Origin of the sequence: Amygdalobacter indicium (genome assembly GCF_029101545.1) — a bacterium.
Classification (GTDB): domain Bacteria; phylum Bacillota; class Clostridia; order Saccharofermentanales; family Fastidiosipilaceae; genus Amygdalobacter; species Amygdalobacter indicium.
Genome location: NZ_CP118866.1, coordinates 103,603 through 128,821, shown reverse-complemented (window position 1 = coordinate 128,821; position 25,219 = coordinate 103,603). Strand labels below are relative to the sequence as shown.

20 protein-coding genes and 2 tRNA genes are annotated in these 25,219 nt (G+C 43.8%); 2 read left to right on the top strand and 20 right to left on the bottom strand.

From position 1 onward, the window contains the following. From PYS60_RS00465 to PYS60_RS00395, 15 genes are all read right to left on the bottom strand, one after another. A complete protein-coding gene (locus PYS60_RS00465) occupies positions 1-747 on the bottom strand; it encodes an ABC transporter ATP-binding protein (RefSeq protein ID WP_315569864.1) in 747 nt (248 codons plus the stop codon). Between the two features lie 174 nt (positions 748-921). Beyond that, positions 922-1,602, bottom strand: coding sequence for a V-type ATP synthase subunit D (locus PYS60_RS00460; RefSeq protein ID WP_315569862.1), 681 nt, complete (start codon positions 1,600-1,602; stop codon positions 922-924). Between the two features lie 17 nt (positions 1,603-1,619). Then, entirely contained in the window at positions 1,620-2,999 is a 1,380-nt protein-coding gene (locus tag PYS60_RS00455; RefSeq protein ID WP_315569860.1) for a V-type ATP synthase subunit B, read from the bottom strand. 9 nt (positions 3,000-3,008) lie between these two features. Then, positions 3,009-4,793: a V-type ATP synthase subunit A gene (locus tag PYS60_RS00450; RefSeq protein ID WP_315569858.1), complete on the bottom strand. Its 1,785-nt coding sequence runs from the start codon at positions 4,791-4,793 to the stop codon at positions 3,009-3,011. Between the two features lie 28 nt (positions 4,794-4,821). Next, positions 4,822-5,157 (bottom strand): V-type ATP synthase subunit F, encoded by a 336-nt coding sequence (locus PYS60_RS00445; RefSeq protein ID WP_315569856.1) that lies wholly within the window; start codon positions 5,155-5,157, stop codon positions 4,822-4,824. 3 nt (positions 5,158-5,160) lie between these two features. Beyond that, on the bottom strand, positions 5,161-6,360 hold the full coding sequence (locus PYS60_RS00440; RefSeq protein ID WP_315569854.1) for a V-type ATPase subunit: 1,200 nt from the start codon (positions 6,358-6,360) through the stop codon (positions 5,161-5,163). Between the two features lie 22 nt (positions 6,361-6,382). Then, positions 6,383-6,985: a V-type ATP synthase subunit E family protein gene (locus PYS60_RS00435; protein ID WP_315569851.1), complete on the bottom strand. Its 603-nt coding sequence runs from the start codon at positions 6,983-6,985 to the stop codon at positions 6,383-6,385. A gap of 69 nt (positions 6,986-7,054) precedes the next feature. Continuing rightward, complete coding sequence (locus PYS60_RS00430; RefSeq protein ID WP_315569849.1) at positions 7,055-7,549, bottom strand: V-type ATP synthase subunit K; 495 nt, start codon at positions 7,547-7,549, stop codon at positions 7,055-7,057. 73 nt (positions 7,550-7,622) lie between these two features. Then, entirely contained in the window at positions 7,623-9,761 is a 2,139-nt protein-coding gene (locus PYS60_RS00425; RefSeq protein ID WP_315569847.1) for a V-type ATP synthase subunit I, read from the bottom strand. After that, entirely contained in the window at positions 9,748-10,074 is a 327-nt protein-coding gene (locus tag PYS60_RS00420) for a hypothetical protein (RefSeq protein WP_315569845.1), read from the bottom strand. Before PYS60_RS00420 ends, PYS60_RS00425 begins: the two co-directional genes overlap by 14 nt. A 245-nt stretch (positions 10,075-10,319) precedes the next feature. Next, positions 10,320-12,074 carry a glycoside hydrolase family 13 protein gene (locus PYS60_RS00415; protein WP_315569843.1) on the bottom strand — a complete coding sequence of 585 codons (1,755 nt, stop codon included), beginning with the start codon at positions 12,072-12,074 and terminating at the stop codon, positions 10,320-10,322. Between the two features lie 68 nt (positions 12,075-12,142). Next, positions 12,143-14,605, bottom strand: coding sequence for a leucine--tRNA ligase (gene leuS / locus PYS60_RS00410; RefSeq protein ID WP_315569841.1), 2,463 nt, complete (start codon positions 14,603-14,605; stop codon positions 12,143-12,145). 45 nt (positions 14,606-14,650) lie between these two features. Continuing rightward, positions 14,651-16,165, bottom strand: coding sequence for a DUF2079 domain-containing protein (locus PYS60_RS00405; RefSeq protein WP_315569839.1), 1,515 nt, complete (start codon positions 16,163-16,165; stop codon positions 14,651-14,653). Between the two features lie 18 nt (positions 16,166-16,183). Next, positions 16,184-17,104, bottom strand: a complete 921-nt coding sequence (locus PYS60_RS00400; RefSeq protein WP_315569837.1) for an HD domain-containing protein — start codon at positions 17,102-17,104, stop codon at positions 16,184-16,186. A 19-nt stretch (positions 17,105-17,123) separates the two neighbouring features. After that, the gene (locus PYS60_RS00395) at positions 17,124-18,272 is read right to left on the bottom strand and encodes a phosphotransferase enzyme family protein (protein ID WP_315569835.1); all 1,149 of its coding nucleotides are present in this window, start codon (positions 18,270-18,272) and stop codon (positions 17,124-17,126) included. Positions 18,273-18,579: 307 nt separating this feature from the next. On the opposite strand from PYS60_RS00395, the gene PYS60_RS00390 reads away from it, so the two are divergent. Next, on the top strand, positions 18,580-20,262 hold the full coding sequence (locus PYS60_RS00390; RefSeq protein WP_315569833.1) for an ABC transporter ATP-binding protein: 1,683 nt from the start codon (positions 18,580-18,582) through the stop codon (positions 20,260-20,262). 83 nt (positions 20,263-20,345) lie between these two features. On the opposite strand, the gene PYS60_RS00385 is transcribed toward PYS60_RS00390, so the two are convergent. The 4 genes from PYS60_RS00385 to PYS60_RS00370 form a co-directional block, all read right to left on the bottom strand. Next, positions 20,346-21,794 (bottom strand): InlB B-repeat-containing protein, encoded by a 1,449-nt coding sequence (locus tag PYS60_RS00385; protein WP_315569831.1) that lies wholly within the window; start codon positions 21,792-21,794, stop codon positions 20,346-20,348. Positions 21,795-21,812: 18 nt separating this feature from the next. Continuing rightward, the gene (locus tag PYS60_RS00380) at positions 21,813-21,944 is read right to left on the bottom strand and encodes a hypothetical protein (protein WP_315569829.1); all 132 of its coding nucleotides are present in this window, start codon (positions 21,942-21,944) and stop codon (positions 21,813-21,815) included. 254 nt (positions 21,945-22,198) lie between these two features. Then, a tRNA-Ser gene (locus PYS60_RS00375) sits at positions 22,199-22,286 on the bottom strand. Positions 22,287-22,292: 6 nt separating this feature from the next. Then, positions 22,293-22,377, bottom strand: a tRNA-Ser gene (locus tag PYS60_RS00370). A 655-nt stretch (positions 22,378-23,032) separates the two neighbouring features. On the opposite strand from PYS60_RS00370, the gene PYS60_RS00365 reads away from it, so the two are divergent. Then, positions 23,033-23,485, top strand: coding sequence for a DUF3139 domain-containing protein (locus tag PYS60_RS00365; protein ID WP_315569827.1), 453 nt, complete (start codon positions 23,033-23,035; stop codon positions 23,483-23,485). A gap of 116 nt (positions 23,486-23,601) precedes the next feature. Here PYS60_RS00365 and PYS60_RS00360 read toward each other — a convergent pair whose 3' ends face one another. After that, a complete protein-coding gene (locus tag PYS60_RS00360) occupies positions 23,602-25,200 on the bottom strand; it encodes an ATP-binding cassette domain-containing protein (RefSeq protein WP_315569825.1) in 1,599 nt (532 codons plus the stop codon). Positions 25,201-25,219 lie beyond the last annotated feature (19 nt).

Here is a 25,219-nt window from a genome sequence, read left to right as displayed (position 1 = left end):
TCAAGCTTTCACAGCATCGGCTTCATCAGGATCTGTTAATTCTAAGAACAAGTCTTCCAAGGAAGCGTTGTTGTTTAATTTTTCTCTTAATTCTTCTACCGTACCGACAAATGCGATTTTACCTTGATTAATAACACAAATACGGTCAACAAGTTTTTCCGCCACTTCCAAGACATGGGTCGAAAACAGAACGATATGGCCTTTATCCGCATGCGCCCGCATTTTCTGTTTCATCGTTGCCGCCGCTTTGGGATCCAATCCGACCAGCGGTTCATCCAGAATCCAAACATTCGGGTCAACCAACAAAGCTCCGATAACCATTAATTTCTGGCGCATACCGTGAGAGAAAGAATTGATTTGTTCATTCAATTTGTCCAAGATCCCGAAATCTCCGGCCAACTCCGTCACTCGCGCTAAGCGGATATTTTCCGGGACTTCATAAACATCGGCAATGAAGCGCAAAAACTCATAACCGGTTAAACGTAACAAATTGTCCGGATTATCGCTGACATAGGCAAACTCTCTTTTATAATTTTCTTTATCATGCGCTAAAGTCTTGCCGTTAATTGTAATCTGTCCCCGGTCGGGTGATAAAATGCCGACAATCCCTTTTAATAAAGTGCTTTTACCGGCACCGTTAGGTCCCAAAAGTCCCAGAATCTCCCCATCTCTGATTTCCAAATTCAAATGGTCGTTTGCGAGTTTCTTGCCGTCGTAAGACTTACAAACATCTTTAATTTCAATCATAATCTATCTCCTTGTACGGTTTTTCCTTTTTTATCGCCTTCTTTGCAGCTGATATCAGGATTATATCACTACTATATTTTATTTACAATGAATTTCTATCCGGTGCCGAACAACAAAAAAGTCGCCGAAACAGTAAAGCCGTTCGGCGACTTGAACAAATCATAACAATCGAACTTACTCCGATTCTTGCATTTGCGCTCTTTGCTGCCTAATTGCAGCTTCGACAATCATATCTTTAACCTTCATCAAGCGGGTCTGATTCGCCAACTCATTTTCAGAAAGCTTACTTTGAATTTCTTTAATCATCGCCTGCAATTCAGGAATCATCACGTGTTCCAAAGAATTAACCCGCCGGCGCGTACGCTCGATTTCAGCGGCCATTAATTCCAGGCTCTTTTCCTTTTCCGCCAACTTAATCATCGAAGGCAAAGCCTCCGCCAACTTATTAACGGCGTCATCCAACTCGCTGCTTGTCCCGGCCAAGCTATAAGGCAACTGCCGCCCGCTGACGGTAGTTTCCAAACTCACCAAAGGCTCAAAAACCGGCGTTTCAACGGCCATAATCCGCTTGACGCTGACATTAAACTGCAACTTGGAACCTTTCTGCAAACTTGCTTCCTGTAATTGCTTAGCTCCCATTGTAGCTCGAGCCAAACCCATAGCGGAAGTAGCCTGAGCGAGCAAACTGTCTGTCGCTTTGCGCAAAGCTAAAGTTTCATCAACCAATGCCAAAAAATTCTTCATTAAGCCGTCTCGCTTGTCTTTCAGCATACTATGACCTTTACAGGCGGTCATAAGCTGTCGTTTCAGCTTCATCAGCTCCATGCGATTGGGACTAACTCTTTTTCTCGCCATATGCGCTCCTTTTCAAATTATTCCGCTTTTTCCTTATAGTACTTATCAATGTATTCCTGGTGCACACGTTTCAACTCTTCTTTCGGCAGAATACTCAATAATTCCCAACCGATATTCAAAGTTTCTTCGATGCTCCGATCCGTTGTATTACCCTGATTCAGATATTTCTGCTCAAATTCCTGCGAGAACTTGGCAAACAGTTTATCAGTGTCGGACAAAGCGCTTTCACCCAGAATAGTAGCCAATTCCAAAGCTTCCTTACCGCGGGAATAAGCGGCAAACAATTGGTTCATAGTATCTGCATGATCTTCTCTGGTCTTGCCTTTACCGATACCTTTATCTTTCAAACGGGACAGTGAGGGCAAAACATCAATCGGCGGGGTAATATTGGAATTATAAAGAGCACGATCAAGAATAATCTGACCCTCGGTAATGTAACCTGTTAAGTCGGGCACCGGGTGAGTTTTATCATCATCAGGCATCGTCAAAATCGGCATCATCGTAATTGAACCTTTATTGCCACGCAAACGACCGGCACGTTCATACAAACTCGCCAAGTCCGTATACAGATAACCGGGGTAACCTCTACGTCCCGGAACTTCCTTACGGGCTGCCGAAACTTCACGCAAAGCATCAGCATAATAAGTCATATCGGTCATAATAACCAAAACCTGCATTCCCAAGTCGAAAGCCAAATATTCCGCCGTAGTTAAAGCCAAACGCGGGGTAGAAATACGTTCGATAGCCGGTTGATCCGCCAAATTCAGGAACAAAACCGTTCTTTCGATTGCGCCCGTTTTCTTAAAATCGGAAATAAAGAAATCGGCCTCTTCAAAAGTAATACCCATGGCGGCGAAAACAACGGCAAACTGCTCATCTTTACCCAAAACTTTCGCCTGTCTGGCAATTTGCGCGGCCAATGCGGCATGCGGCAAGCCGGAAGCTGAGAAAATAGGCAACTTCTGCCCTCTGACCAAGGTATTCAAACCGTCAATAGCTGAAACCCCGGTCTGAATAAACTCGTTCGGATAATCACGCGCTGCCGGATTCATCGGGCTGCCGTTAATATCCAACATTTTTTCCGGCACAGGTTCCGGAATATTATCAATAGCCTGACCTGAACCGTTGAAGACACGTCCCAACATATCGCGCGACACGCCCAATTGTTGACCGTGGCCCAGGAAACGGACCTGGCTGTCTTCAATATTCAGACCGATAGCACTTTCAAACAGCTGTACCAAGGCATTTTCACCGTTAATTTCCAAAACACGGCAACGGCGAATTTCACCATTAGCTAACTTAATTTCACCTAATTCATCATACTTTACACCGGAAACGCCTTTAACCAACATTAAAGGACCGGCAACCTCTGCAATTGTGCGATAATCTTTAGCCATAATTTCTCCTTAATACTTGCTGTGCAAAGAGGCGATACTTTGTTTAAGCTCCTCTTTCAGCTTGCTGTAAGCTTCTTTAATTTCATCTTCTTTGATGAATTTGAAACGACCGATAGGCTCTACTTCCGGCAAATTCTGTAAGCTCTTCAAATCAACACCGCGTTTCAGAGCCTCCAATCCCTCTTTGTACAGGCTGATAATCAAATCCAACATATAGAATTGTTTGGTCAGCGAAGTATAGGTATCAACTTCATCGAATGAGTTCTGATGCAGGAAGTCTTCTCTTATCATCCGGCAAATCTGCATCTTGTACTGATCGCTCAAAGGCAAAGAATCGGCACCGACCAATTTAACAATTTCTTCCAACTTGGCTTCATCCTGCAACAGCTGCATGGCCAAACGTCTGTTAGCCGACCAGGCACCGGCAACATTTTCGTCCATCCAACCCAAAACTTTGGCATCATACAAAGAATAAGACTGCAACCAGTTGATAGCCGGGAAATGCCGTCTGTACGCCAAAGCTGAATCCAAGCGCCAGAAAACTTTAACAATACGCAATGTCGCCTGCACAACAGGATCGGACATATCGCCGCCCGGAGGAGATACAGCGCCGATAGCCGTCAGAACGCCCTCTTTCTCCTTACTGCCCAAGCATTTGACCATACCGGCACGCTCATAGAACTGAGCCAGACGGGAACCTAAGTAAGCAGGATAGCCTTCTTCACCCGGCATTTCTTCCAAACGACCGGACATTTCACGCAAAGCCTCAGCCCAACGGGATGTCGAGTCGGCCATAATAGATACGGAATAGCCCATGTCACGATAATACTCGGCGATGGTAATACCGGTATAAATAGAAGCTTCACGCGCAGCCACCGGCATATCGGAAGTATTGGCAATCAATATTGTCCGTTCCATCAAACTTTTGCCTGTCTTCGGGTCAACCAATTCCGGGAACTCGTTCAAAACATCCGTCATCTCGTTACCGCGCTCACCGCAACCGATATAGACAACAACATCGCTCGCCGCCCACTTGGCCAACTGGTGCTGCGTCACGGTTTTACCGGAACCGAAAGGTCCGGGGATAGCAGCTGTACCGCCTTTAGTAATCGGGAAGAAAGCGTCGATAACTCTCTGACCTGTAATTAAAGGTTCTGCCGGAGCCAACTTCTGCGCATAAGGACGCGGTCTACGCACCGGCCAGCGTTGCAGCATCTGAATCTGCTGTTCCGTATTATTCTCATCGCTGACAGTGGCCAAATCTTCCACAATTGTATATTCACCGGCCGGGACAATCTGCTTAAGCAACAAACTGCCTTTAATTGTCGGCGGCACCATAATATAGTGCTTAATTAATGAAGTTTCCTGCACTACACCGATAGGATCACCGGCTTGCAATTTATCTCCCGCTTTTACCAACGGCGTGAAAGGCCACTTCTTTTCCCGATCCAATTTATCAACTTTAACACCGCGACGGATATTATTGCCGAACTTTTGGTGCATAACTTCAAGCGGTCTTTGAATACCGTCGAACATATTACCCATCAAGCCCGGGGCCAAATCACAGGCCAAAGGATAACTGGTAGAAACGACAGGTTCGCCCGGTCCCAAGCCGGCTGTCTCTTCGTAAACCTGAATAGAAGCCAAATCTCCGTGAATTTCAATGACCTCACCAATTAATTTTTTATCGGATACCTCAACCACATCGAACATTTCCGCATCACGCATGCCGGAAGCGACAACCAGCGGTCCGGAAACTTTGAGGATCTTACCTTGACTTACTTTCTTTGCCATAATTTCTCCTTATAACTCCAAGTGGTCACTACTCTTTTTTGTTAATGTCAAAGCCAATAGCACGTCTTACAGCCTCCTGCAATTTCTTGCCGGCAAAGCTGTCACTGCCGCTTGCTTTCGGAATCGGTACAATTACAGGTAAGGGCTGATCTTTATAATGATCAATTACCGCCTTACATTGAGGTACCAAATCTTCCGTCAAATAAATCGCAGCGTACTGCTCGCTTTCACAAGCTTCCTGCAACAATTTTTCCGCCTTAACTTCGGCAACCAGCGGCAAGACATCCAGCCCGATACCGGCAAAGCCTGAAATAACACTCGGATCACCCAAAACTGCCATTTTTCTGATATTTTCCTGTTTCATGCTTTAATCCGCCTTTCGCAATAGCTCCAAGCACTTGTCTCCGGAGTGTTCGCCGGTACGCAAAGCCAACATCAAATGAATATTCTTGATTTCCAGGCAATTTTCCAAATATTGTCCGGCAACCGCATCGCAACCATATGTGTTTTGGCGTCCTTTAATTGCCAGTCGCAGCAACAGTTCATCCGCCTTTTTGCTGAATTTAAAGCGTGTTTCGGCATCGTTCCAAGTACTTATCGTTTCCAGCAATTCTGCCGATTGTGTCTTGGAATATACCGGGCGCAGGGCTTTCATTACAGCCGTCATATCCAAATCTCCGGTCTTAGCATTGACCGACAATTTTTCATATATTTGCAGCAAGGTCTGCACCGTTACTTCGCCACCGTTAACTAAAGATTTCTCCACATAGTCCAACGGCAATTTTATCTGTAAAGCACGCAAAAACGCCTGCATATTAACTTTATCCGCCTGCAATGCCAGATAATCCAGTTCAAATGTTCTCTCCGACTCGCTCTCAGCCTGCATCGCCAAACTGTAAACACTGTTGTAGTACAATCTGTCAATTGCCGCCGCAACCGAACCGATATCCTGATTTACATAATAGCTTTGCAAGGCGTGCAACAATTCTGCGGCAATATACGGCGAAAGTTCCCGACAATTACTGCTCTTATTGACCAGTTTCAATAAATCGTGCCATAATCCCGCTACTTTATAATTTCCGTAATTCAAAAGATTATCAGCCAACCGTGCAGGTATTGTCTGCTCCTGCAAAATCGCCGCCGGACTGTTATCACTGTTTTTATTCTGTTCAGCCTGACACAACAAAAGATTTTTCAGCAACCATTTCAAATTATGAAAATCGGCTGTTAAAGCCATAACTTGCGGCAAAGTGTTACGATTGCACACATAACGTAATAATGTCATATCTTGTTGTTGCTTCAAATCCAAACGTTCTTCCAAAGTATTTGCCGGCGGATAAGCTGCATGATCCAAAAGTTCATGCAGGCGTTTCGACGGCACTTTCTTATCGGCGAACAGCAACAGGTTTTCCCGCGACAAACGCACATTGGCTAAAGCGCGTAAGCGACCGGTGGCATGCGCAAAACTGATTTCATTCTCAGATTTACGTTCCCACGTTTTTCGCACGTTCGCACTCGTAACAGTCGGCAAATACTCTACTTTTGATACGCCTTTTGCACTTGTCATCTTTTTTTCTCCACTTCCTGCATCAGCTCAATACAGTCTTTTTTATCAGCTGTAAAAGCTCATAATTACAGGTATGCAACAATTCTTCAAAGCTGTAATCATCGCAAATATTTCCTTGCTTCAGTTTTACTCCGCCTTGAAAATCATCTTGCAAATTACATTCTATATTACTATATGCCTGATCTTCAGCGCTCAAACGCTGCAGCAAATCGTTAAGTAAATCCGAGTCGTTCCGGGATAAGAGTAAAACACCTTTCGCGGGAGCTTTCTCGGGTAATAACTGCACATAATAATCAAGTTTCTGTTCTCGTGGCATTGCCACCAGTTTTTGCAACAAATCAGCTAACAATTTGTCGATTATCTCCTGCTCGGATTCCAACTTGAGGCGACGTTGTTCAAGATTTATTCTGGCTTGCAGGCGTTTAGCTTCCTGTTCTTTGTATTGTTCCTGCCATTTAGCTTCAGCCGCTTGGGCCGCTAAGATTTCCTTAGCATACTTCTCTTGTATCTTGACAATCTCCGCTTCCGTCTGCTCGTCGATTTTCTGCTTCTTGACTTGCAAATCATCTGCCAATTTTTGCTTTAATTTGTCAATTCCCTGTATCATTCTGACCTCTTTCACCATGCACTTTATCCGAATTTATCGGATACAGCCTGCAGCCGGCAGTTTGAAAATACCGGCTATTTGACGCTGTTAAATCATAAACATTGTGAAGACGCTGACCAACAAGGCGAAAATTGCGTATGTTTCAACCATAGCGGCCAAAACGATAGCCTTAGACTGTGTTTCGGGACGGGCGGAAACCAAGCTGACACCGTCAGCGGCAACATTAGCCTGAGCAATAGCGGAATAATAACCTACGAAAGCCATCGGCAGGCAGGCAGCAAACATCAGAGCACCACGCTCCAAGCTGACATTCAAACCGCCTGTAAAGACTCCGGCACGGAACAAAGAAATGAACCAAACAATCAATCCGTAAATACCTTGTGAACCGGGGATAGCTTGCAAAATAATCAGCTTACCGTAACGACCCGGCTCTTCAGCTAACGAACCGCTGACTACAGAACCGACAAGTCCTACGCCCTTGGCTGAACCGATACCGGCTCCTAAAGCAGCGAGAGCGCCGCCCAAGATTGCTAAAGTGTTACCATTAAGCAATGTGCTCAAATACTCTGTAAATGTATGCATTTTTTCCTCCTATTTTAAGCTTGTGCTTAAACATTCTTTTATATTAACCGAGTCACCCCGGTTAGTTAACTAATTAATTTTTACTGACGGCACAACGCAAGCGTTCTACCAAAGATTTCGTTACCTGCTTTTCCCGGGTATATTTCGTATGGATGCTTAACGGACGGAACAGATCGCCGCCGCCGTCATAGAAACGCCCGAAAAATTCCACATAATGCAGACGAGTCGTATGAACGTAAGCCGACAAACCGGACAAAGCGATATTCATCGTATGACCCAGTAACAAAATCAGTAAAGTCACAATAATGTTCGGGAAACCGAAGCCGATCATTTTAGCGAACATGTTGACGACCATAGCGATAACACTGGTGGAAAGCACCAACGCCGTTATACGTGTATACGAAAGAATATCACCGACAAATCCCGTGATATCATACAATTTCAAAATACCGGTTATCAGCTGTACTATCGGATTTTTGCTGTTTTTCTTTGATAAGAAAACGATGACGCAAACTGCTATCAGGCTCATCCACTTGCCCCAACTGATGCCGGCAACCGATACGCCGATACCGCCGAAAATGAAAAACCAAGGAGCTATCTCCGTGAATGCCGCACGCGGATCGCCGTTACGACACAACTTATACATATTCAGCAACATGCCGCAGGCGATATGTGCCATACCCAAAACTACGGACGAACCCATGACAATCATCGGCTCTTTGAAAGGATCGGCAAATAACGGTTTCAGTGTAAAAGCGCCATTAGTAATAGCGGAAGGCAAATCCCCGAAGAACGAACCGAAGGCCAAGCCCCACAGAATGGCGAAGAAACCGCCGCCGGCAAAAATCCACATGAAGCGTCGGGCGTTACCCTCGACTTTATTTTTCAGCAATAAATACATCGCCGCAATGAAGAAAATCAAACCGTAACCGATATCCGACAGCATCGCGCCGAAGAAAAAGGCGTAACACGGGGCCAGAATCCAGGTAGGATCAATATCGTTGTGATAATCGGGCATGGAAAACTCTTCAATCACGCTCTCGTAAGGTCGAATTTGCCGACAGTTCGACAGCATCACCGGTACTTTCTCATCCTCGCCAATCGCACAATCATTGCAAGTTACGCAATAATTAGCTTCCAATTCGTTATATAAATCAGCCTTGAGCTTGGAAGGTACAAAAGCCTCCAACACGAAAATTTTCTCACTGCTGCTTAATTTGCACAAAGCTTGCAGGCGTTCCTGCTGTACCCGATAAAAGTCGGCTAAAATCCGCCAATCCTGCGTATGCACGGTTAAATCCCGCAGTTGTTGCATCAACGCGTTTATTTGCGCCGTCAACTTCTCGGCCGTCTGCAAAGTTTCCTGATAGGTTTGTCCTAAATCTACGCCTGCATGCGGAACAAGCAAGTTAAGTGTCGGCAAAGCTTTGAAAGCGAACGCGCTTAAAAGTTTTTCCAATTCCGGCAAGCCGTCTTTTTCGACAGCCAGCAAAAGCACTACCTGTTCCTGCGGTTCCGCCAATTCAAGTTCTTCATAAACACAAGGAGTGCTCAAATTGTCCAGTTGCGGCTGTAAATCGAGGAAATGCTCACGATTGCGTAAAGATCCCAGCAAAAAAGCAAAGTGTTCCGCTTCCCGCCGTTCCGCTTCCTGTCTCTGAGATACATGCAAATTGCGGAAGGGCTTAAGCTGTTCCGCCAAACCGTTTTCTTTGTTTAATGTCAGCTGCAACTGCTCTTTTTGCATATACAGCTCGGCGAAATCCTTGGCCGATTGCAAAAGTTCCTCTTGCCTTGTGCGCATCGACAGATAAACTTCTTTATCCACTTCATCGCGCAATTTGAACATCGGCGATTTTACCGGCTTAACGACACCGGAAAGCGCTATCTGCTTGTCCAAAAATTCAATCCGTTGCGTACATTCGGTTAAAAAAGCGGCGTAATTATCCGCCGGCAAATCAAAAACATCTACTTTTTGGGTTTGGGGAAGCGCCAAGTTATTAATTTGTTTAATAAAAGCTTCTTTAAAAGCATGACTCTCAGGAACAACATGTCCTGCCTGATTCTCCTGCTTATGGGCCTCCAAAGCTGCAGCCAACTCCGTATTTTCGCGAATCTCGCTGCAACCTTGTTTACTCAAAAAATTGATAACTGCAGCTAAATTGCTTTTCAAACCGATCAGCTGCATTTTTTCAAGCTTAACAATTGCCATGTTCCAGGCACCTCCTGTAAAGCTGCTCCAAGACTGCGGCAAATTTCGTTTCAGCCTGCTCCCTGTCGGCTTTATTCTTCTTATCGGCTTCTTTGCAAGCTGCTGCCAGAACCGTCTCGCCTTCAAGTTTCAGGTGTTCTATAAAAGCTTGTCGCTTATTGCGCAAATCCGCATGTGTCTCTTCCAATTTGGCCCGCGCCGCTTTTTCTGCCGTCTTTATTTTTTCTTTGGCTGCATTATTAGCCGCCAGCAAAGACTGATCAACGTCGTCTTCAATATCCGTAATTTGCTTTACCAAATCAAGATTATCCATCGTTCAACCTCTTTCGTCCGGATCTTCGACTAAAGTTATAAAAAACCCGCCAAATTCTCTTTTTACTTGTCTATTTTAACAAAATTCCGATGTAAGTACAAAATAAATCTTTGCATTCCGACAAAATGACAACGTAAAGCGGCGAAAAGCAGTTGTAAATACCTGTTTACACCGAAATTTCCGCTTTCTTGCAAAATTAAAATTAACCAAAAGTCTCAAATCGTCATTTTTGTCCGTCGCCCGTTCTAATTGCCGAAAATCCTGCAGCTCCAAGGTCGCACCGACAATTTTAAGCGTGTTGCAGGAATTTCCTGCGGCAAAGGCAAATCGGTAAAATACTCTGTTATTTTGCCTCCCGCCGCCGGTAAAACGCTTGAGAAATCAATTGTCCTTTCCTGTACCTCTCCCGACATATTTACCAAAACAATAAAGCCGTGATTATTGTCGGCTGCTCCGTAAACAAACGTTTCTTTATCTCTTGTATAAATACGATAAGCGGCCAAAATCTGCGGCAAATAGCGGCGACGCAATTTAATCGCCTGCCGATAAAAATTCTCCAAGTCCGCATCAACCGTGTTCCATGGCATCGGTCGGCGATATTCTTTCTCCGTCCAACCGCACACGCCTTTTTCATCACCGTAAAAAATCATCGGTGCCCCGACATGCGTCAGCAGGAATAAGACGGCGGATTTGAATTTGTCTCTGTCGCCGGAAACTCGCGATAAAAAGCGAGGTATGTCGTGACTGTCGAACAAATTCATCTGCCCCTGTTGTATAGCTTCCGGGTAACGCATCAGAAGATAGGATACCCGATCGGCGAATTGTTCGGCATTAATTTTCCGCTCCGCCCACGCATCGGTAATTGCGAAAGTCAGATTATAGTTCATCGCCGAATCAAACTGATCAAAACCTAAAAATGAACGGGCATCATCCCAAATTTCGGCAAGCAGAACCGCATCTTTTTTCACAGCTTTCACCGCCTGTCTGAACTTCTGCCAGAACGGATGATCTATTTCATTGGCAACATCCAGTCTCCAGCCGTCAATATCGAATTCTTTAAGCCAATAACATGCGACATTCTGCAAATAAGCGATAACTTCCGGATTGCCTGTATTCAATTTCGGCATAAAATCGTAATAGGCGAAACACTCATAGTTAGGATGCTCCCCCCTTTGCAAAGGAAAATTTTTAATAAAAAACCAATCACGATAAGGTGACTTTTCCCCGTGCAGCACAACATCACGGAAAGCGAAAAAATTCGGCCCGCAATGGTTAAAAACGCCGTCCAGAATAACCTTGATTCCTTTGGCATGACACGCCTGCACCAATTCGGCAAATTCTTTTTTGTCGCCGAAGCAGGGGTCAATTTCCAAGTAATCCGCCGTGTCATATTTATGCCAGCTGTCGGCTGCAAAAATCGGCGTTAAGTAAAGACAGTTAATTCCCAAATTCTGCAGATAATCCAAGTTTCCCCGAATACCGGCCAATGTACCGCCGTTTTGCGTGCAATATTTAATACCGTTACGTTCAACTTTCCCGGCTCTGCCGCTTATATGAGCAGGAGCGTCGGCAAAGCTGTCGGGATAAATCTGGTAAATCACCGCTTCTTTCAGCCACGCCGGAACAGCGGCCATATCTTCTCGCCGAATATAGTGAAAATTGTAATAAAGCTGACGATTGGCATCCGGCTCGCTGAAAAAGCCGTCATTATAGTAATAAAGTCGTTCGCCGGCGCAGTGCAATTCAAAATAATAGCACAAACGGGTAACGCCCGGATCGAAGGCTATTTCATAATAATCAAACAATCCATCCTGCTGTCTTACCTGCATTTGCCTGCGAGTTATAGAAATGGGATCAGTCCGATCCATACGATCACCGTAACAAACATAACACGCATCCAAATCATTCAAAGCTGTTCTGAGCCTTAAAACTACACGGTCGGGGGCCGTAGCGAAGCTGTATTCCGAATAGGTTCGATGAAAAATTGCCCACCTGTTCATAAGCTGCCTCCTGTCACTTAAAAACGAAAAGGCCGCTACAAGCGAGCGACCTTTTTTCTTTCTGTCAACTAACGTACAACGAAATTCACTAGACGCTTCGGCACATAAATTTCTTTGACAATTTCCTTGCCTGCAAGTTGTGCCTGCACCCGGCTTTCCTGTTTAGCCGCTGCCAAAATGCTTTCTTTGGCTGCATCCTGCGCCACCTTTATCGTCCCGCGCATCTTGCCGTTAACCTGAATGGCTATTTCGATTTCATTTTCCACACATTTAGCCGGATCATAAGTCGGCCAGGAAGCATATACCAACATCTTATCGGAATAATGTTCCTGTTCCCACATCTCTTCCGTAATATGCGGCGCAAAGGGGTTCAGCAACAGTAAGAAAGTCCTCAGCTCCGCCCGTGTCACGGCTTTACGTTCGTAAAACGCATTAATCAGAGTCATCAACTGCGCTATCGCCGTATTATGCTTCAGGTGCAAAATATCGTTTGTAACTTTGTTGATTGTCTGGTGCATCAAAGTCTGCAAGTCTTTACTGTAACCGTCTTCATCCTGTTGCAGCTTTTCGCCTGCGGCCAAGAAGTCCGGCAAATTGTAAACGCGTTCCAGGAAACGGCGACAACCGCGTACGCCTCTTATATTCCACGGGGCAACTTTCTCAAAATCACCGATAAACATCTCATACAAACGCAAAGTATCGGCTCCGAACTGATCGATCATATCGTCCGGATTAATTACATTGCCGCGCGATTTACTCATTTTTTCGCCGTCTTCACCCAGAATCATACCGTGGGCGGTACGTTTGCTGTAAGGTTCGGAAGTAGGAACAGCCCCTATATCATGCAGGAATAAGTACCAGAAACGACTGTACAGTAAATGCAAAGTTGTATGTTCCATACCGCCGTTGTACCAATCCACCGGCATCCAGTAATCCAGTGCTTCTTTGCCGGCAAAAGCCTGATCATTATGCGGGTCGAGATAGCGCAGGAAATACCAGGAAGATCCGGCCCATTGCGGCATCGTATCAGTCTCCCGTTCTGCCGGTCCGTGGCACTGCGGGCAGGTCGTCTGCACCCAATCTTTTAAATTGGCCAGCGGTGATTCACCGTTATCCGTCGTTTCATAGCTTTCCACTTGCGGCAAACGTAAAGGCAGGCTGCTTTCAGGTAAGGCGACATAGCCGCAGACGGCACACTTCACTACCGGTATCGGTTCACCCCAATAACGTTGTCTGGAAAAGACCCAGTCACGTAATTTATAATTGACTTTTTTGCGGCCGTATCCCTGTTTTTCAAGATAATCGATAATTTTCTCTTTCGCAGCCGTCACCGTTAAACCGTTCAAGAAATCTGAATTAAGCAAAACGCCGGCGTAATCAGTAAAAGGTAACTCCGTCGCTTGATCTGCTGCCGCCGCAATCACCTGTTTTACAGGCAAATTGAATTTCCGGGCAAATTCAAAGTCACGGCTGTCATGTGCCGGTACAGCCATAACGGCTCCCGTACCATAAGTAGCTAAAACATAATCCGACAAATAAATTGGAATCTCCTGACCGTTAACCGGATTAACAGCCCGTATTCCCTGCAGTTCTACGCCGCTCTTTTCTTTCGCCAATTCCGTTCGTTCAAAATCAGATTTTTTGCCCGCTTCTACCTGATAATTGCGCACCGCTTCAGCATTTTTGATCAAACCGGCCTGTAACCATTCCGCTACATAAGGATGTTCCGGAGCTAGAACGACATATGAAACACCGAAAACCGTATCGGGGCGCGTGGTGAAAACGGTAATCAACTTCTTTTCCGCAGCCTTTTCGGCACCTATTTTGACCTGAAAATCAATCTCAGCTCCGACCGACCGACCGATCCAGTTCCGTTGCTGCATTTTAACTTGCGGGATATAATCGACATTTTCCAAGCCGGCCAGCAATTTATCGGCATAAGCCGTAATCCGCAGCATCCACTGCGATTTGAATTTCTGCACAACTTCAGCATGACAACGTTCACAATGACCGCCGACAACCTCTTCATTAGCCAGGACACACTTGCAGGAAGTACACCAGTTGACCGTCATTTCTTTTTTATAAGCCAGACCGTGCTTAAACATTTGAATAAAAATCCACTGCGTCCATTTATAATATTCCGGATCAGTTGTTCTTATTTCCCGATCCCAATCGAAACTCAGGCCCAAGCGCTGCAACTGTTCCTTAAAATGTTTGATATTCTGAGCTGTAACAACTGCCGGATGTACTTTATTTTTAATAGCATAGTTCTCCGCCGGCAAACCGAAAGAGTCAAAGCCCATAGGATACAGAACGTTATACCCCTGCAAACGTTTCATGCGAGCGATAACATCCATTCCCGTGTACGGGCGAGGATGACCTATATGTAAACCCTGACCTGACGGATAAGGAAATTCAACTAAACAATAAAATTTAGGTTTTTTCGAGCCGGTAACAGCGTGGAAGCAATCAGCCTCCTGCCATTTTTTTTGCCACTTCGGCTCAATTTCTAAATGCTTCAATTCTGCCATATCTGCCTCCTGCTTTCATTTCTCCAAAGTATAGCACATCTGCTTTCATGCGTTTTTCTGCAAAACAATCAAATAACGATTGCTGTAATCGTTTTCTATGTAGCCCTCTTTTTTATAAGCGATAACAGTTTCATTTTCGCCGTTCCTGAAAGCGACGACATAATCAATCGTCCGATCAGGCAGCCCGGAGCGATGATATTCCAGGTCATAAAGTTCCGGGACATCTGCCAGGGCGGTAGTCAAAAGTGTATCTGCCAAAATTTTCTTATCTCGCGGCAGAGAGCTTAAAGTCCGGGCAAGGGTTTGATATTTGTCCCGCGCCGAATTATAAACATACCACGAGGCTGCGTGGTGTCTGAGCAAACTGCTTGTAGTTAAAAACGAGCTGAATAAGCCCAGGCAAACAAGCAACGATAAAATTGTGCGTCTTATGTCCCAACTGTCCCGGCCGTGCAATAAAATTGCTTCCAACGAAACGGCAGTAAGATAAATCAGCAAGGCCCCGGTACCGTAATTGTATTGGAAAACCAGGCTATGCTGGTATTGATAGTTACTCAAAAGATTCATCACAATAAACGGACAAAGCAGACAATAATTAGCCAAACGGTACTGCCACAAAGGCAAAAACGCCATGGCAGCCAAAACTGCCGTCAAATAACGTATTTTCGCCGATGTAAAAATTTGCTCAATAATAAAGAACGGATGCAGAATTAAATTAAAAGCCGCCTGCACCAGCCCATGTTGCCCCGGTAAAAGTAAATTATCGAAACGATTAACCATCGCACCCTGACCGTAATGATTAAGATAATATACAACTGCACTGAAATAGACTAAAGGTAATATTACATTTAATAATAGCCGCCACCACTCCTGCCGCAGTGTTTGCCACCCACTCGTATATATGCGCACGGACAGTTTCCCGCTGCAGCGAGAGAAATTCCGACCCTGAAGGCAGAACAAACTGTAAGCTCCGATAAAAAAGACGTAAATCATAGCATCTTCTTTGATAAGAAGTGTTAAAACGGTCCAAAAAAAGACTTTTCGTTTTGAATTGGCCAACTGCCCTTCCAGCAAAAAGAAAAGGCAAAGCGGCAGGAAACAATTTTCATGTAAGTCATAAAAGCTGCTGCCGGTAATCCCCGGAGCAAAAACATACATAAGATAAATAGCTGCCCGCCACGGCAAACTCAAAGAAGTATAACGCCGCAAAATAAGACTTAGCGGGTAAAGAGCCAGCAAAACTGTAAACGTCTGCAAAATTTGCAAAGTATAGGCGGAAGGAAACAGCGCAAAAAACGGCAGATAAAGATAATAAATCGGTGACATATGCACCTGAAAATGACTCAGCAGCATATCTCTTTCCAAAGTCGTAAGTGCTCTGCCGGTACGTAACATATAATGAAACATTTGGGTAAACAAACCCATATCATAAGTCGGCGTATCGAATGCCGCCACTCTGGCGCACATTATTGTCGTCAATGCCGCAAAATGAATAACAATAAGTATGACGGTTGCCGTAATAAGCACCCGCCTGCCGGTTTTATTTCCGGATGCCACCATGTCAGACTTCTCCTATTTCTAAAATCCGGCCAAATAGCCCCAATCTTTCACGAATATTCTATTATCGACCGAGCGCTGCAAATCTTCCAGCATGCCGGTGACCTGGCTTTCCAAAGTATCAATATAATGCACAATTGCGCAGGCGACAGTCGTCGGCCGATCACCGTACTCGCCGTGATGACCGATAATAATTGCTTGCAATTGCCGATAAAATTTCTCATCGTAAGCAGCAATAATCTTCGCTTTCTGCTCCGCCAAAAATTCCAAGCCTCTGGCCCGATGGTTGCTGTACCAATATTCTCCCATGCTCAAATTATCATATTCCCAGACCTTGCCGACATCATGCAAAACTACCCCTAAAGTCAGCAAATCCGCTTGGGCCTTCAATTCCGGCTGTTGCGAGAGAATTGTCCCTAAAATTTCCAACATTTTGAAAGAATGGTGGGCCAGACCGCGAATCTGATTGTCATGGTGACTGACTGCCGCTCCTTCCAGAAAGAACCGTCCTTCCAGACTCGGGTCGTGCAAAAGTTCCTCCAACAAAGCGATCGCTTTATCACTGACTCCGGCCTCCTGCACCCGGGCATAAGCTTTTTTCTGCAAATCGTTAATCAGCTCTTCCGGCAAAGCTGCCAAAAAGTCACTGGCTTTGACCGTTTTATCGGAGCTGAAAGCAATGCGTCTAACTGTCAGATAACTGCCGTTATACTCCGAACCTTCAACTTCAACGTCATAAATACCGACACCGTGATTAAGCACGGTTTTGAAAGTTCTCTCTTCCCAAATCTTAAATTCGACACTGTTGGCACCGCGAACGAATTTACCCACCATAAAATCATTGCGTTTGCCCTGTCTGACCTGCGGCATACTGCTGATATAGACACTGCCGTTTGAGACCAGTCCCAACTCCAAAGCTTTTTGTAAATCTAAAATAGCCATTATTTCTTTCTCTCTTTATTCATTTTTTATATTGGTAGCGGCGCGCAGTTTCTGTCTGTAATCGGACCAACTGTTCGGCGATTTCTGATACCAGCCTGAACTGATTGGCCGCGCGAATCAAATTGTGTTCCGGATAAGCTGTTTTGAAATAAACATCACCGTTAAGATAATCAGTCAGGAAGCGCACCCCCGTTTCCAACGGCAAAATTAAGGCGCCATACGCCAAAGATTCCACTTCCTTGGCTGTCAAAAATTCACCGCACTGTTCCATAAATCCGTCCAGGAAAGCAAAGTACAGCTCCGGGACGAAATGCATCTTACTTAAATCTTTTTCATCCTCTTCCGCCGTTACCGCTCCGGCTCTGATCGCATCACCGAAGTCGAATGCAATTAAACCCGGCATAACCGTGTCCAAATCCACCACACAAAGCGGTTCTTTCGTCTGCTTATCAAACAATATATTGTTCAGCTTTGTATCGTTATGCGTAACTCTTACCGGCAAACTGCCATCCTGCCATCCTTGCATCAAATAAGCGGCAACATAGCGATAACGATCGGCCTGTCGCAGCAATTCTCCGACTTTTTCTTCCCCGGCACGCTGCTTAACATCAGCTTGGCAAGCTGAGGCCAGCTGTTCATACCTGGCCGGTGTATCATGGAAGCGGGCAATCGTCTCGTGTAACTGTTCTGCCGGGAATTTATGTAAAGCTCTTTGGAACTTGCCGAACGCAGCTCCCGCTTGCCGAAATTGCTCAGGCGATTCAATCACTTCATAAGAAATGCTGTCCCGGATAAACAAATACATGCGCCAAACAGCTTTATCCTGCGCCACATAATAATTTTTACCGTCCCGACAGCAAATCGGCGTTAAAGTATGCCGCTCGACATCTTCTCCCGCCTTAGCAGCTTCTGCCTTCAGTGCCGGTAAAATCAGGGCAATGTTTTCCATAACAGCCTCTGCCTGCGGAAAAACATAAGGATTAATTCGCTGCAGAATATAACGTTTGCTTTGCGCTGCATCAGTAACTGTAAGGCAATAAGTATCATTAATATGGCCGTTACCGAAACCCTCGACGAAATCGCTTATTTCTCCGGGCAAAACAAACTCCCGAAGCAAAGAAAGGGCTTCCAGGCCGCGCTGACTCAATTCGCTCTGCTTGATACTCATAAATAATTCCTCTCCTCGGCTTATTTCTCTTAATTATACACAAGTTCAAACCTAATCGAGCAACACTTGACGCAGAGAAATTCAGGGCGAGAAAATAATCAAACTTTTATCTATCGCTGCCATTTTTAATTTTTACGTTCAATTTAGAACATAAATTCGTATACGATTATTAATATTAAACAAATTTGACATCGTTTTTTGTAAATGCTATTGTTTTAGCATATTATTTATTCTTCGGCGCATGTTTATAGCTTCATGCTATTTCATATTGCCTAAGAAAATTTAAGCATTTATTGGAGGACACACTATGTTTAAACGCCGTTCATTTTCTTTGGTGGGCATGGGGCTGATATTAATCTCAACCCTTCTATCAGTGTTTATACCTTACATTGTTAAGAACCTTATTGATAACACAGAATTGCATTTTTTCGGATTTAATAACTATCTCCTCCTCGCTGTAGCTTATTTAGGACAGGTAATTTTCTCCTCTTTGGGCTACTTCATGTTTGCCAAAATCACCATGACCAACGTCTATGATTTGCGTCAGAAAATTATGCACAACTTATTAGTAGGCCGTTACTCATTTTTCGATCACAACAAAATAGAACAAGTCCCCAGCCACCTGACCACGAACATCAAAACCTATGAACACTATGTCCAAGTTATACCGCAGTTCATCTCCGGCCTCTTTCTCATTGTTATCTCGATAATTTTCCTCTTTTCATTAGATTGGAAATTATCTGCCGTGATGTTTATTTCTTTACCGTTACTAGGTATCATCGTCACGCCTTTGTCCGCATTCTCAGGGAAATTATCCAATTATTTGCAGAAAAGTTCCGCCCTTTATACTGAAAAAATTATTAATTGCCTGCAGAACATACTTTACATAAAGACCTTAAATGCTGAAAGCCAAATAGAAGAAAATATTGATCAAGAAAACAAAGAGCTGAAAAATATAGCAATTAAAAGCGGCGGCGTGGATGCAATTGCCAATCCTCTGGTTTTCTTATTATTTTTAATAATAGTTTCCTTAATTTTCGTCTACGGCGGCAAAAGAGTCCAAAGCGGTGAAATAACAATCGGTGTATTAATTTCATTTCTTCTCTACTTATTACAACTTATTAATCCTATTGCTAATACGAGTAATTTTTTCATGGCTAAATCAAAATGGAAAACCAATAAAGCCGAGCTGGAAAAATATTTAACCTTGGAATCGGAAACAACTAACGAGGGAAAGGAAGAATTAACAGAAATAAAAAATCTCTCTTTTTGCAATCTTTCTTTCGCCTACGAGCACACTGCAGTCCTGAATAATTTATCCTGCGAAATTCCTATCGGCAGTAAAATTGCAATTGTCGGTCCGTCAGGCTCCGGTAAGAGTACATTATACAAATTATTACTTCGTTTGTACGAACCTGATAGCGGCAAAATCCTGCTTAACGCCCAAGAATTAAATTCTTTCAGCAAAAAAAGCATCCGCCGACACATTGCCTTAGTTCCACAAGAAAATAGCATCATCGGCTCAAGTCTATCTGATTTTCTTAATTTAGGGCAAGAGCATAAGATATCTGACGCTCAGCTTATAGATACACTGAACACCGTCGGCTTAGCTGCTGAACTAAATCTGAATACAGAGAATATTGCAGGCTACGATTTCGGTTTAGCTGCCAAAAATTTATCCGTCGGGCAAAAGCAACGTTTAATGATCGCTAAAGCTTTGTTGAAAGAAGCTTCTATTTATTTACTCGATGAATCTACAGCTTCGGTCGACTCGGAATTGGAGACCTTGATTTTTGAAACACTGCTTAAATTCAAGCCGGATAAAACAATTATTTCTATTGCCCACCGTCTTTCGACTGTTAAATACGCCGATACGATTATTTTCTTGGAAGAGGGAAAAATCAGCGGCATCGGTACCCACAGCGAATTATATGCGCAACATGAGCATTATCGCCATTTTATCGATCTGCAATTAATTAAAACAGAATAAGCTCTGCGCGGTAAATGCAAAGCAGCGTAAAGAAGCCCGGGGTTAATCCCGGGCTTTGTTATATCTCGCAGTTCGGGGTGCTGTTAATCAAGCTTTTTACTTTTTAGAGCTGCAAATAATAAGCTAAGCAAGCTGAATGTACCGATTGCTCCGGCGCTTTCACCGGTTTTAGCTACTCTCGGCTTCACAACTGTCGGCGTCGAGCCTTCTGTGCTCGTTGTGTCGGTAGTAATTGTCGGCTCTTTGCCCGGTTCTTCAGTCTTTGTCGGCTTAGGCTTATTTTCACTATAGACGGCATACACCGTCATATTGTCTTTAACTATCGTATCGGCGGCGAATTTTTCCCCTTTGCCGTCCTTACTCGTGTTCCATTCTTTGAACGTATAACCCTCTTTGCTCGGTTCAGTCGGCATCGCCTGACCTACAGACTTGTTCGCTTGGACCTCTACTTCAGCATATTTTTTGTCGTTGTTGACAAATTGTACTTTATATGTGGCGCCTTTTTTCCATTTCGGGAAAACGACAAAAGTTCGACTTATCAAGCCATATTGCGTGCCGGTTTTATCAGCGAAAGTATTTACGCCCTTATTATCCCGAATCAAAGCAAATAGATACGGGTATGCGGTAGTTTGCGAATTAAACGGCGAATAAGCTACAGGCAAATTCTCAATCGGCTGATCAGCTGATCGATTAAATGATGTATACGGTCTGCCGGCTTTTGTTCTCGCTACATAAAACTGCCAGCCGTCAAATTCAAAGCCCGGCTTGCTTGGATTGGTCGCAGGGAACTGAATTGCATTATTTTTAACTCTTAAGCGAGAATAGATGTTTTTTTCTTCATACTTGAATTGCCAGTTGCCTTCAGATGTAAACTTGCCTTGGGCATCTTTCGGCTGTGTATAAGAGAAGCACTGAGCTGCAACATCTTCATCTTTAGCGTAGATAATTTCCAAAGCATCTATTCTTATACACATTGTATTTGGATATTTGCTCGGATCCCATGTAAAATGGTCAACATCACCTTTAAACTGCGGTTCTAATTTCTTGTCTATCGTCGAGGCATCATAGGTTACAAAATAAGGACTCGGTACATCTTCATTAACTACTGAAACTGTATAGGTATGAGCGGCATTATATTTTCCCAAGCTCTTAACAGTTGCCTTATTCGTTTCCGGGAAGTCACCGGTAACGGTAGTTGTTTGCCCGGTAGTGTTATCCTTAATTGTGAATTTCATCTTGCGGAAAACGGCTTCCACATCTTTGCTATCTTGATGGCGCACAGTGCCCCACGCCCAATTTTGAGAAATTTCACCGAAATCGCTGTCGGCTTTGATCAAGCGTCCTCTGCCTGCTCGGACCGCCTCATCATTCAATTCTCCCCATTGAAACGTAATAGACAACTCTTTTTGTTGTTCTGTATTACCGCCGGCGGCACTTGCTTTAATGTTTACACTCAGCAATACCGAAAAAAGTAATGATACAGCAAAAGTTACAAGCAGTAATTTGGCTCGCTCTGATGAACTTCTTAACATAAATTGCCTCCTGTATATTTAATATTTTGGGATAACTATCGGCTTCACGGTTGTCCCGGTCGTACTTGGCGTAATTATCAGCGCTTTGCCCTGTTCTTCAGGCTTTGTCGGCTTAGGCTTATTTTCACTATAGACGGCATACACCGTCATATTGTCTTTAACTATCGTATCGGCGGCGAATTTTTCCCCTTTGCCGTCCTTACTCGTGTTCCATTCTCTGCAAATTAAAATCTCTTACCATTAGTATAACAATAAATGCTATTAGCAATATTAAAAATTATTTACAAAGTGAGAATCATCGCAACGAGTAACGCACGCTCTTAAAACTCAGCGACACTAAAAAATAAACTATTGCTCTGATTGGAAATAAAAAACTCGAAGCCGGTCGAGTAGCTTCGAGTGTACGGAGAAGAAGGGATTCGAACCCTTGCTGGAGTTGCCCCCACTAACGATTTAGCAAACCGTCCCCTTCAGCCTCTTGGGTACTTCTCCAAAGAACGGAGAGAGTGGGATTCGAACCCACGGTAGGTTGCCCTACGCCGGTTTTCAAGACCGGTGCCTTCAACCGCTCGACCATCTCTCCAGGCTGAATAATTTGTAAGCACTAGAATTGTAAACTTAATTCCTCCGCCTGTCAAGCTCTTTGTATTAGCAGATTTCCTATCTAAAATATTTCTTTTTTCTTTATTTTAATGGAAATCTGCTTTTTCTTGCAGTCTTAAATTCAGTTTCTTTTTTAACTAATACAATAACTATAAGTATAAATACCGGACCATATATTCGTTATAATTACGCTTCAGTACAAATAATTATTTAAATGCTTTGATCAGCAACTTCAGCAAATAAATTATCAACAAAATTGTTAGGCTAAGCAATATAATAGCTATTAATATACATGCGACTGACATAGATCTTGCTTGGTATGGCATATGATTAAATCCACTCCTCGTTAATGGTAAAGTACCAACCACCGGTACCGCTTTTGATTACATTATATCATAGCTTTAGAAGAGGATTTGCTTATCAGAAAGGTAAAAAAGGCAGAAAACCGGCCTCTCCACACTCGCCCGCTTGCTTGGAAAAGTTATGCTACTGTTGTTTTCCGGCTTATTTTAATCGGCAAAATTCTGTCGTCTGATAATGATTTGACAAAAGCGCTGCAATATTGATAGTATAATTTATATCTTATAAAAGGAGTGCGCCATGCTGAATTATCGTCACGGGAAGCCTTTGAACCTATGCCTAAATTATTAAGCACCGAACGTCTTCCGAAGACCTTAATTTTACTCCTTGTTATGTCGATTCTCTTCCTCGGCCTACTTAAATCTGCTTCTTACATCTATTGGAATGCCCCGCTCCGTTCCGTTCTCGCCGCCATAAAATACGAAGAATATCGGCAATATCAGAGTATTGCCGCTGATACGGTCGCCTACAAAACGGTAGAAAAAGATTACAAAACCGGACAGATATACGTTCTTGTCAGATATAAAGATGATCCCGGATTTGATTATCGCTACATTTACTATTTATTCGTCCCTTCCGCCAACCCTCAGCGCACACACGACTACCACAAGATGCGCTTACAGGTATTTTACAGCAATCGACCTGTAGACAAGGATAATTTACAGGCGGAACGTGCCTGCACTCACCCGCCTTTAGAAAACATTTATGCTGCCGACGCTTATTTTTAGCGCAAACAAAAAGCTCATCCGGATGTACCGCCCTTTCAATCGTTGGATTTTGGTCTAACTTTTAGGGGTCGGTACAACAGATGAGCTTTAAGTCTTGTAGAATAATATTTCGCCGCCTACATTTCAATGACTGCATCGAATTTCGCCAGGGTTGCCGTATCGAAGTTATGGCTGATCATAACAACACCGACATTCTTCAAGTCAAGCAGAATTTTCTCAATATCTGCCCGATTAACAGGGTCAAGCTGAGATGTAGCTTCATCAATGAAAAGGAAGTCAACATCTTTAACCAAAGCTCTGGCAATAGCTATCCGCTGTTTTTCACCGCCGGAAATCTGTTGGCCGTTAGAACTGATTTCAGTATCCAAACCTGCAGGCAGGCCGGCAACGAATTTATCCAAATTAGTAATTTGAATTATTTTCTGCAACTTATCTTCAGAAATATTGCTTCCGAGCAATATATTTTCCCGAATCGTTTCATTCAGCAAATAAACATTCTGTTCAATATAAGATAGATGTCTGAAATACGACTTCAGGTCCAAGTCTTTGATATCCATATCGTTTACCGTAACCTTACCGCCGCCTGCTTGATTTATTCCGAGCATCAGTTTCATAAGCGTGGACTTGCCGCTACCGGATTCGCCGCGCAAAGCGTACTTGTTTTTGCCGAATTTATAGTTGAAATTCTTAAGGATGCTGTGCTCACCGTAATTAAAGTCGACATTCTTTAATTCAATTTTCTCTATACCGCCGTGCAATACGTTATTTTCGTCAGTATCTTTAATAGCATATTTATCAGTTATAGCCGATACGGAAGATATAACGGCTAAAGCCTCCATTAATCCTTGAACGCCGTTGAACAAGTTACCGGATAAAGCGCCGATGCTCAAGACACTGCCGGGGGCGACATAGCCGAGGCTGGCAATATACAGGGCAAAAATCATCAATCCCGCTTGTGAGGCAAAATTCACAAAGAACATAGCACTTTGAGTTTTGGCCCTCGTCATATTATATTGATAATATTTCTTCTCCCGCAATTGCGCCGCATTGGTCATCCGTTTCATAAAATACGCCAATTTGTCGGCGAAAAACAGGGTATAAACGCTCTCTAAATTATCACGCACGCTCTCTGTATATTCTTCTTTAGAAACCGTTAATTTCTCCTGCGCCTGCATCACGAATTTGTTAACCAAAGCCGGTACTAACAAAGAGATTAAGAACAATACCGCGGCGGCGACGGCGAAAAGCCAATGCAACATAACAATGGCAACAAAAGCAAGAATTATCATCGTGACATCATATGCTCCGCCGCATATATTAGTAAAGTACTTATTTTCCAGCTCGTCCACATCATTCAGATACCAGGAAATTTTCTTACCGGTATTTTTACTTGACAAAAGATCGGAGGTGTTTTCAATTACACTATCCGAAATTCGTTTACGCACATCATTGTTAACACGTCTGATGTAAACGGCACGCACCCAATCCGAGATGTAATTCAGCAACATCATCAATAAGATCAAAACGATAACTTTCAATGCCGCTTTGTTAAAAGCTGCCGGCCCGGCATAATATCCGTCAAGCAAAGATGACAAGGAATATGAAGTTACTACCCATGAAGCTGCTGCGATTGCTCGAAAAATCATAGTTGCAATAGTAATCAACACGTTTTTCTTAATGGCTCGGTTCAGCCATTTATTGCCGAATATAAGCATAAAGGTTTCCTCCTGTTAG

Coding starts and splice junctions, on each gene's coding strand:
- PYS60_RS00455 (WP_315569860.1), bottom strand. CDS start 2,999: ATGGCTAAAGATTATCGCACAATTGCAGAGGTTGCCGGTCCTTTAATG.
- leuS (WP_315569841.1), bottom strand. CDS start 14,605: ATGGCAGAATTGAAGCATTTAGAAATTGAGCCGAAGTGGCAAAAAAAA.
- PYS60_RS00440 (WP_315569854.1), bottom strand. CDS start 6,360: ATGACAAGTGCAAAAGGCGTATCAAAAGTAGAGTATTTGCCGACTGTT.
- PYS60_RS00405 (WP_315569839.1), bottom strand. CDS start 16,165: ATGGTGGCATCCGGAAATAAAACCGGCAGGCGGGTGCTTATTACGGCA.
- PYS60_RS00430 (WP_315569849.1), bottom strand. CDS start 7,549: ATGCATACATTTACAGAGTATTTGAGCACATTGCTTAATGGTAACACT.
- PYS60_RS00435 (WP_315569851.1), bottom strand. CDS start 6,985: ATGGTGAAAGAGGTCAGAATGATACAGGGAATTGACAAATTAAAGCAA.
- PYS60_RS00395 (WP_315569835.1), bottom strand. CDS start 18,272: ATGAGTATCAAGCAGAGCGAATTGAGTCAGCGCGGCCTGGAAGCCCTT.
- PYS60_RS00380 (WP_315569829.1), bottom strand. CDS start 21,944: ATGACGGTGTATGCCGTCTATAGTGAAAATAAGCCTAAGCCGACAAAG.
- PYS60_RS00390 (WP_315569833.1), top strand. CDS start 18,580: ATGTTTAAACGCCGTTCATTTTCTTTGGTGGGCATGGGGCTGATATTA.
- PYS60_RS00450 (WP_315569858.1), bottom strand. CDS start 4,793: ATGGCAAAGAAAGTAAGTCAAGGTAAGATCCTCAAAGTTTCCGGACCG.
- PYS60_RS00460 (WP_315569862.1), bottom strand. CDS start 1,602: ATGGCGAGAAAAAGAGTTAGTCCCAATCGCATGGAGCTGATGAAGCTG.
- PYS60_RS00445 (WP_315569856.1), bottom strand. CDS start 5,157: ATGAAACAGGAAAATATCAGAAAAATGGCAGTTTTGGGTGATCCGAGT.
- PYS60_RS00365 (WP_315569827.1), top strand. CDS start 23,033: ATGCCTAAATTATTAAGCACCGAACGTCTTCCGAAGACCTTAATTTTA.
- PYS60_RS00425 (WP_315569847.1), bottom strand. CDS start 9,761: ATGGCAATTGTTAAGCTTGAAAAAATGCAGCTGATCGGTTTGAAAAGC.
- PYS60_RS00420 (WP_315569845.1), bottom strand. CDS start 10,074: ATGGATAATCTTGATTTGGTAAAGCAAATTACGGATATTGAAGACGAC.
- PYS60_RS00360 (WP_315569825.1), bottom strand. CDS start 25,200: ATGCTTATATTCGGCAATAAATGGCTGAACCGAGCCATTAAGAAAAAC.
- PYS60_RS00415 (WP_315569843.1), bottom strand. CDS start 12,074: ATGAACAGGTGGGCAATTTTTCATCGAACCTATTCGGAATACAGCTTC.
- PYS60_RS00465 (WP_315569864.1), bottom strand. CDS start 747: ATGATTGAAATTAAAGATGTTTGTAAGTCTTACGACGGCAAGAAACTC.
- PYS60_RS00400 (WP_315569837.1), bottom strand. CDS start 17,104: ATGGCTATTTTAGATTTACAAAAAGCTTTGGAGTTGGGACTGGTCTCA.
- PYS60_RS00385 (WP_315569831.1), bottom strand. CDS start 21,794: ATGTTAAGAAGTTCATCAGAGCGAGCCAAATTACTGCTTGTAACTTTT.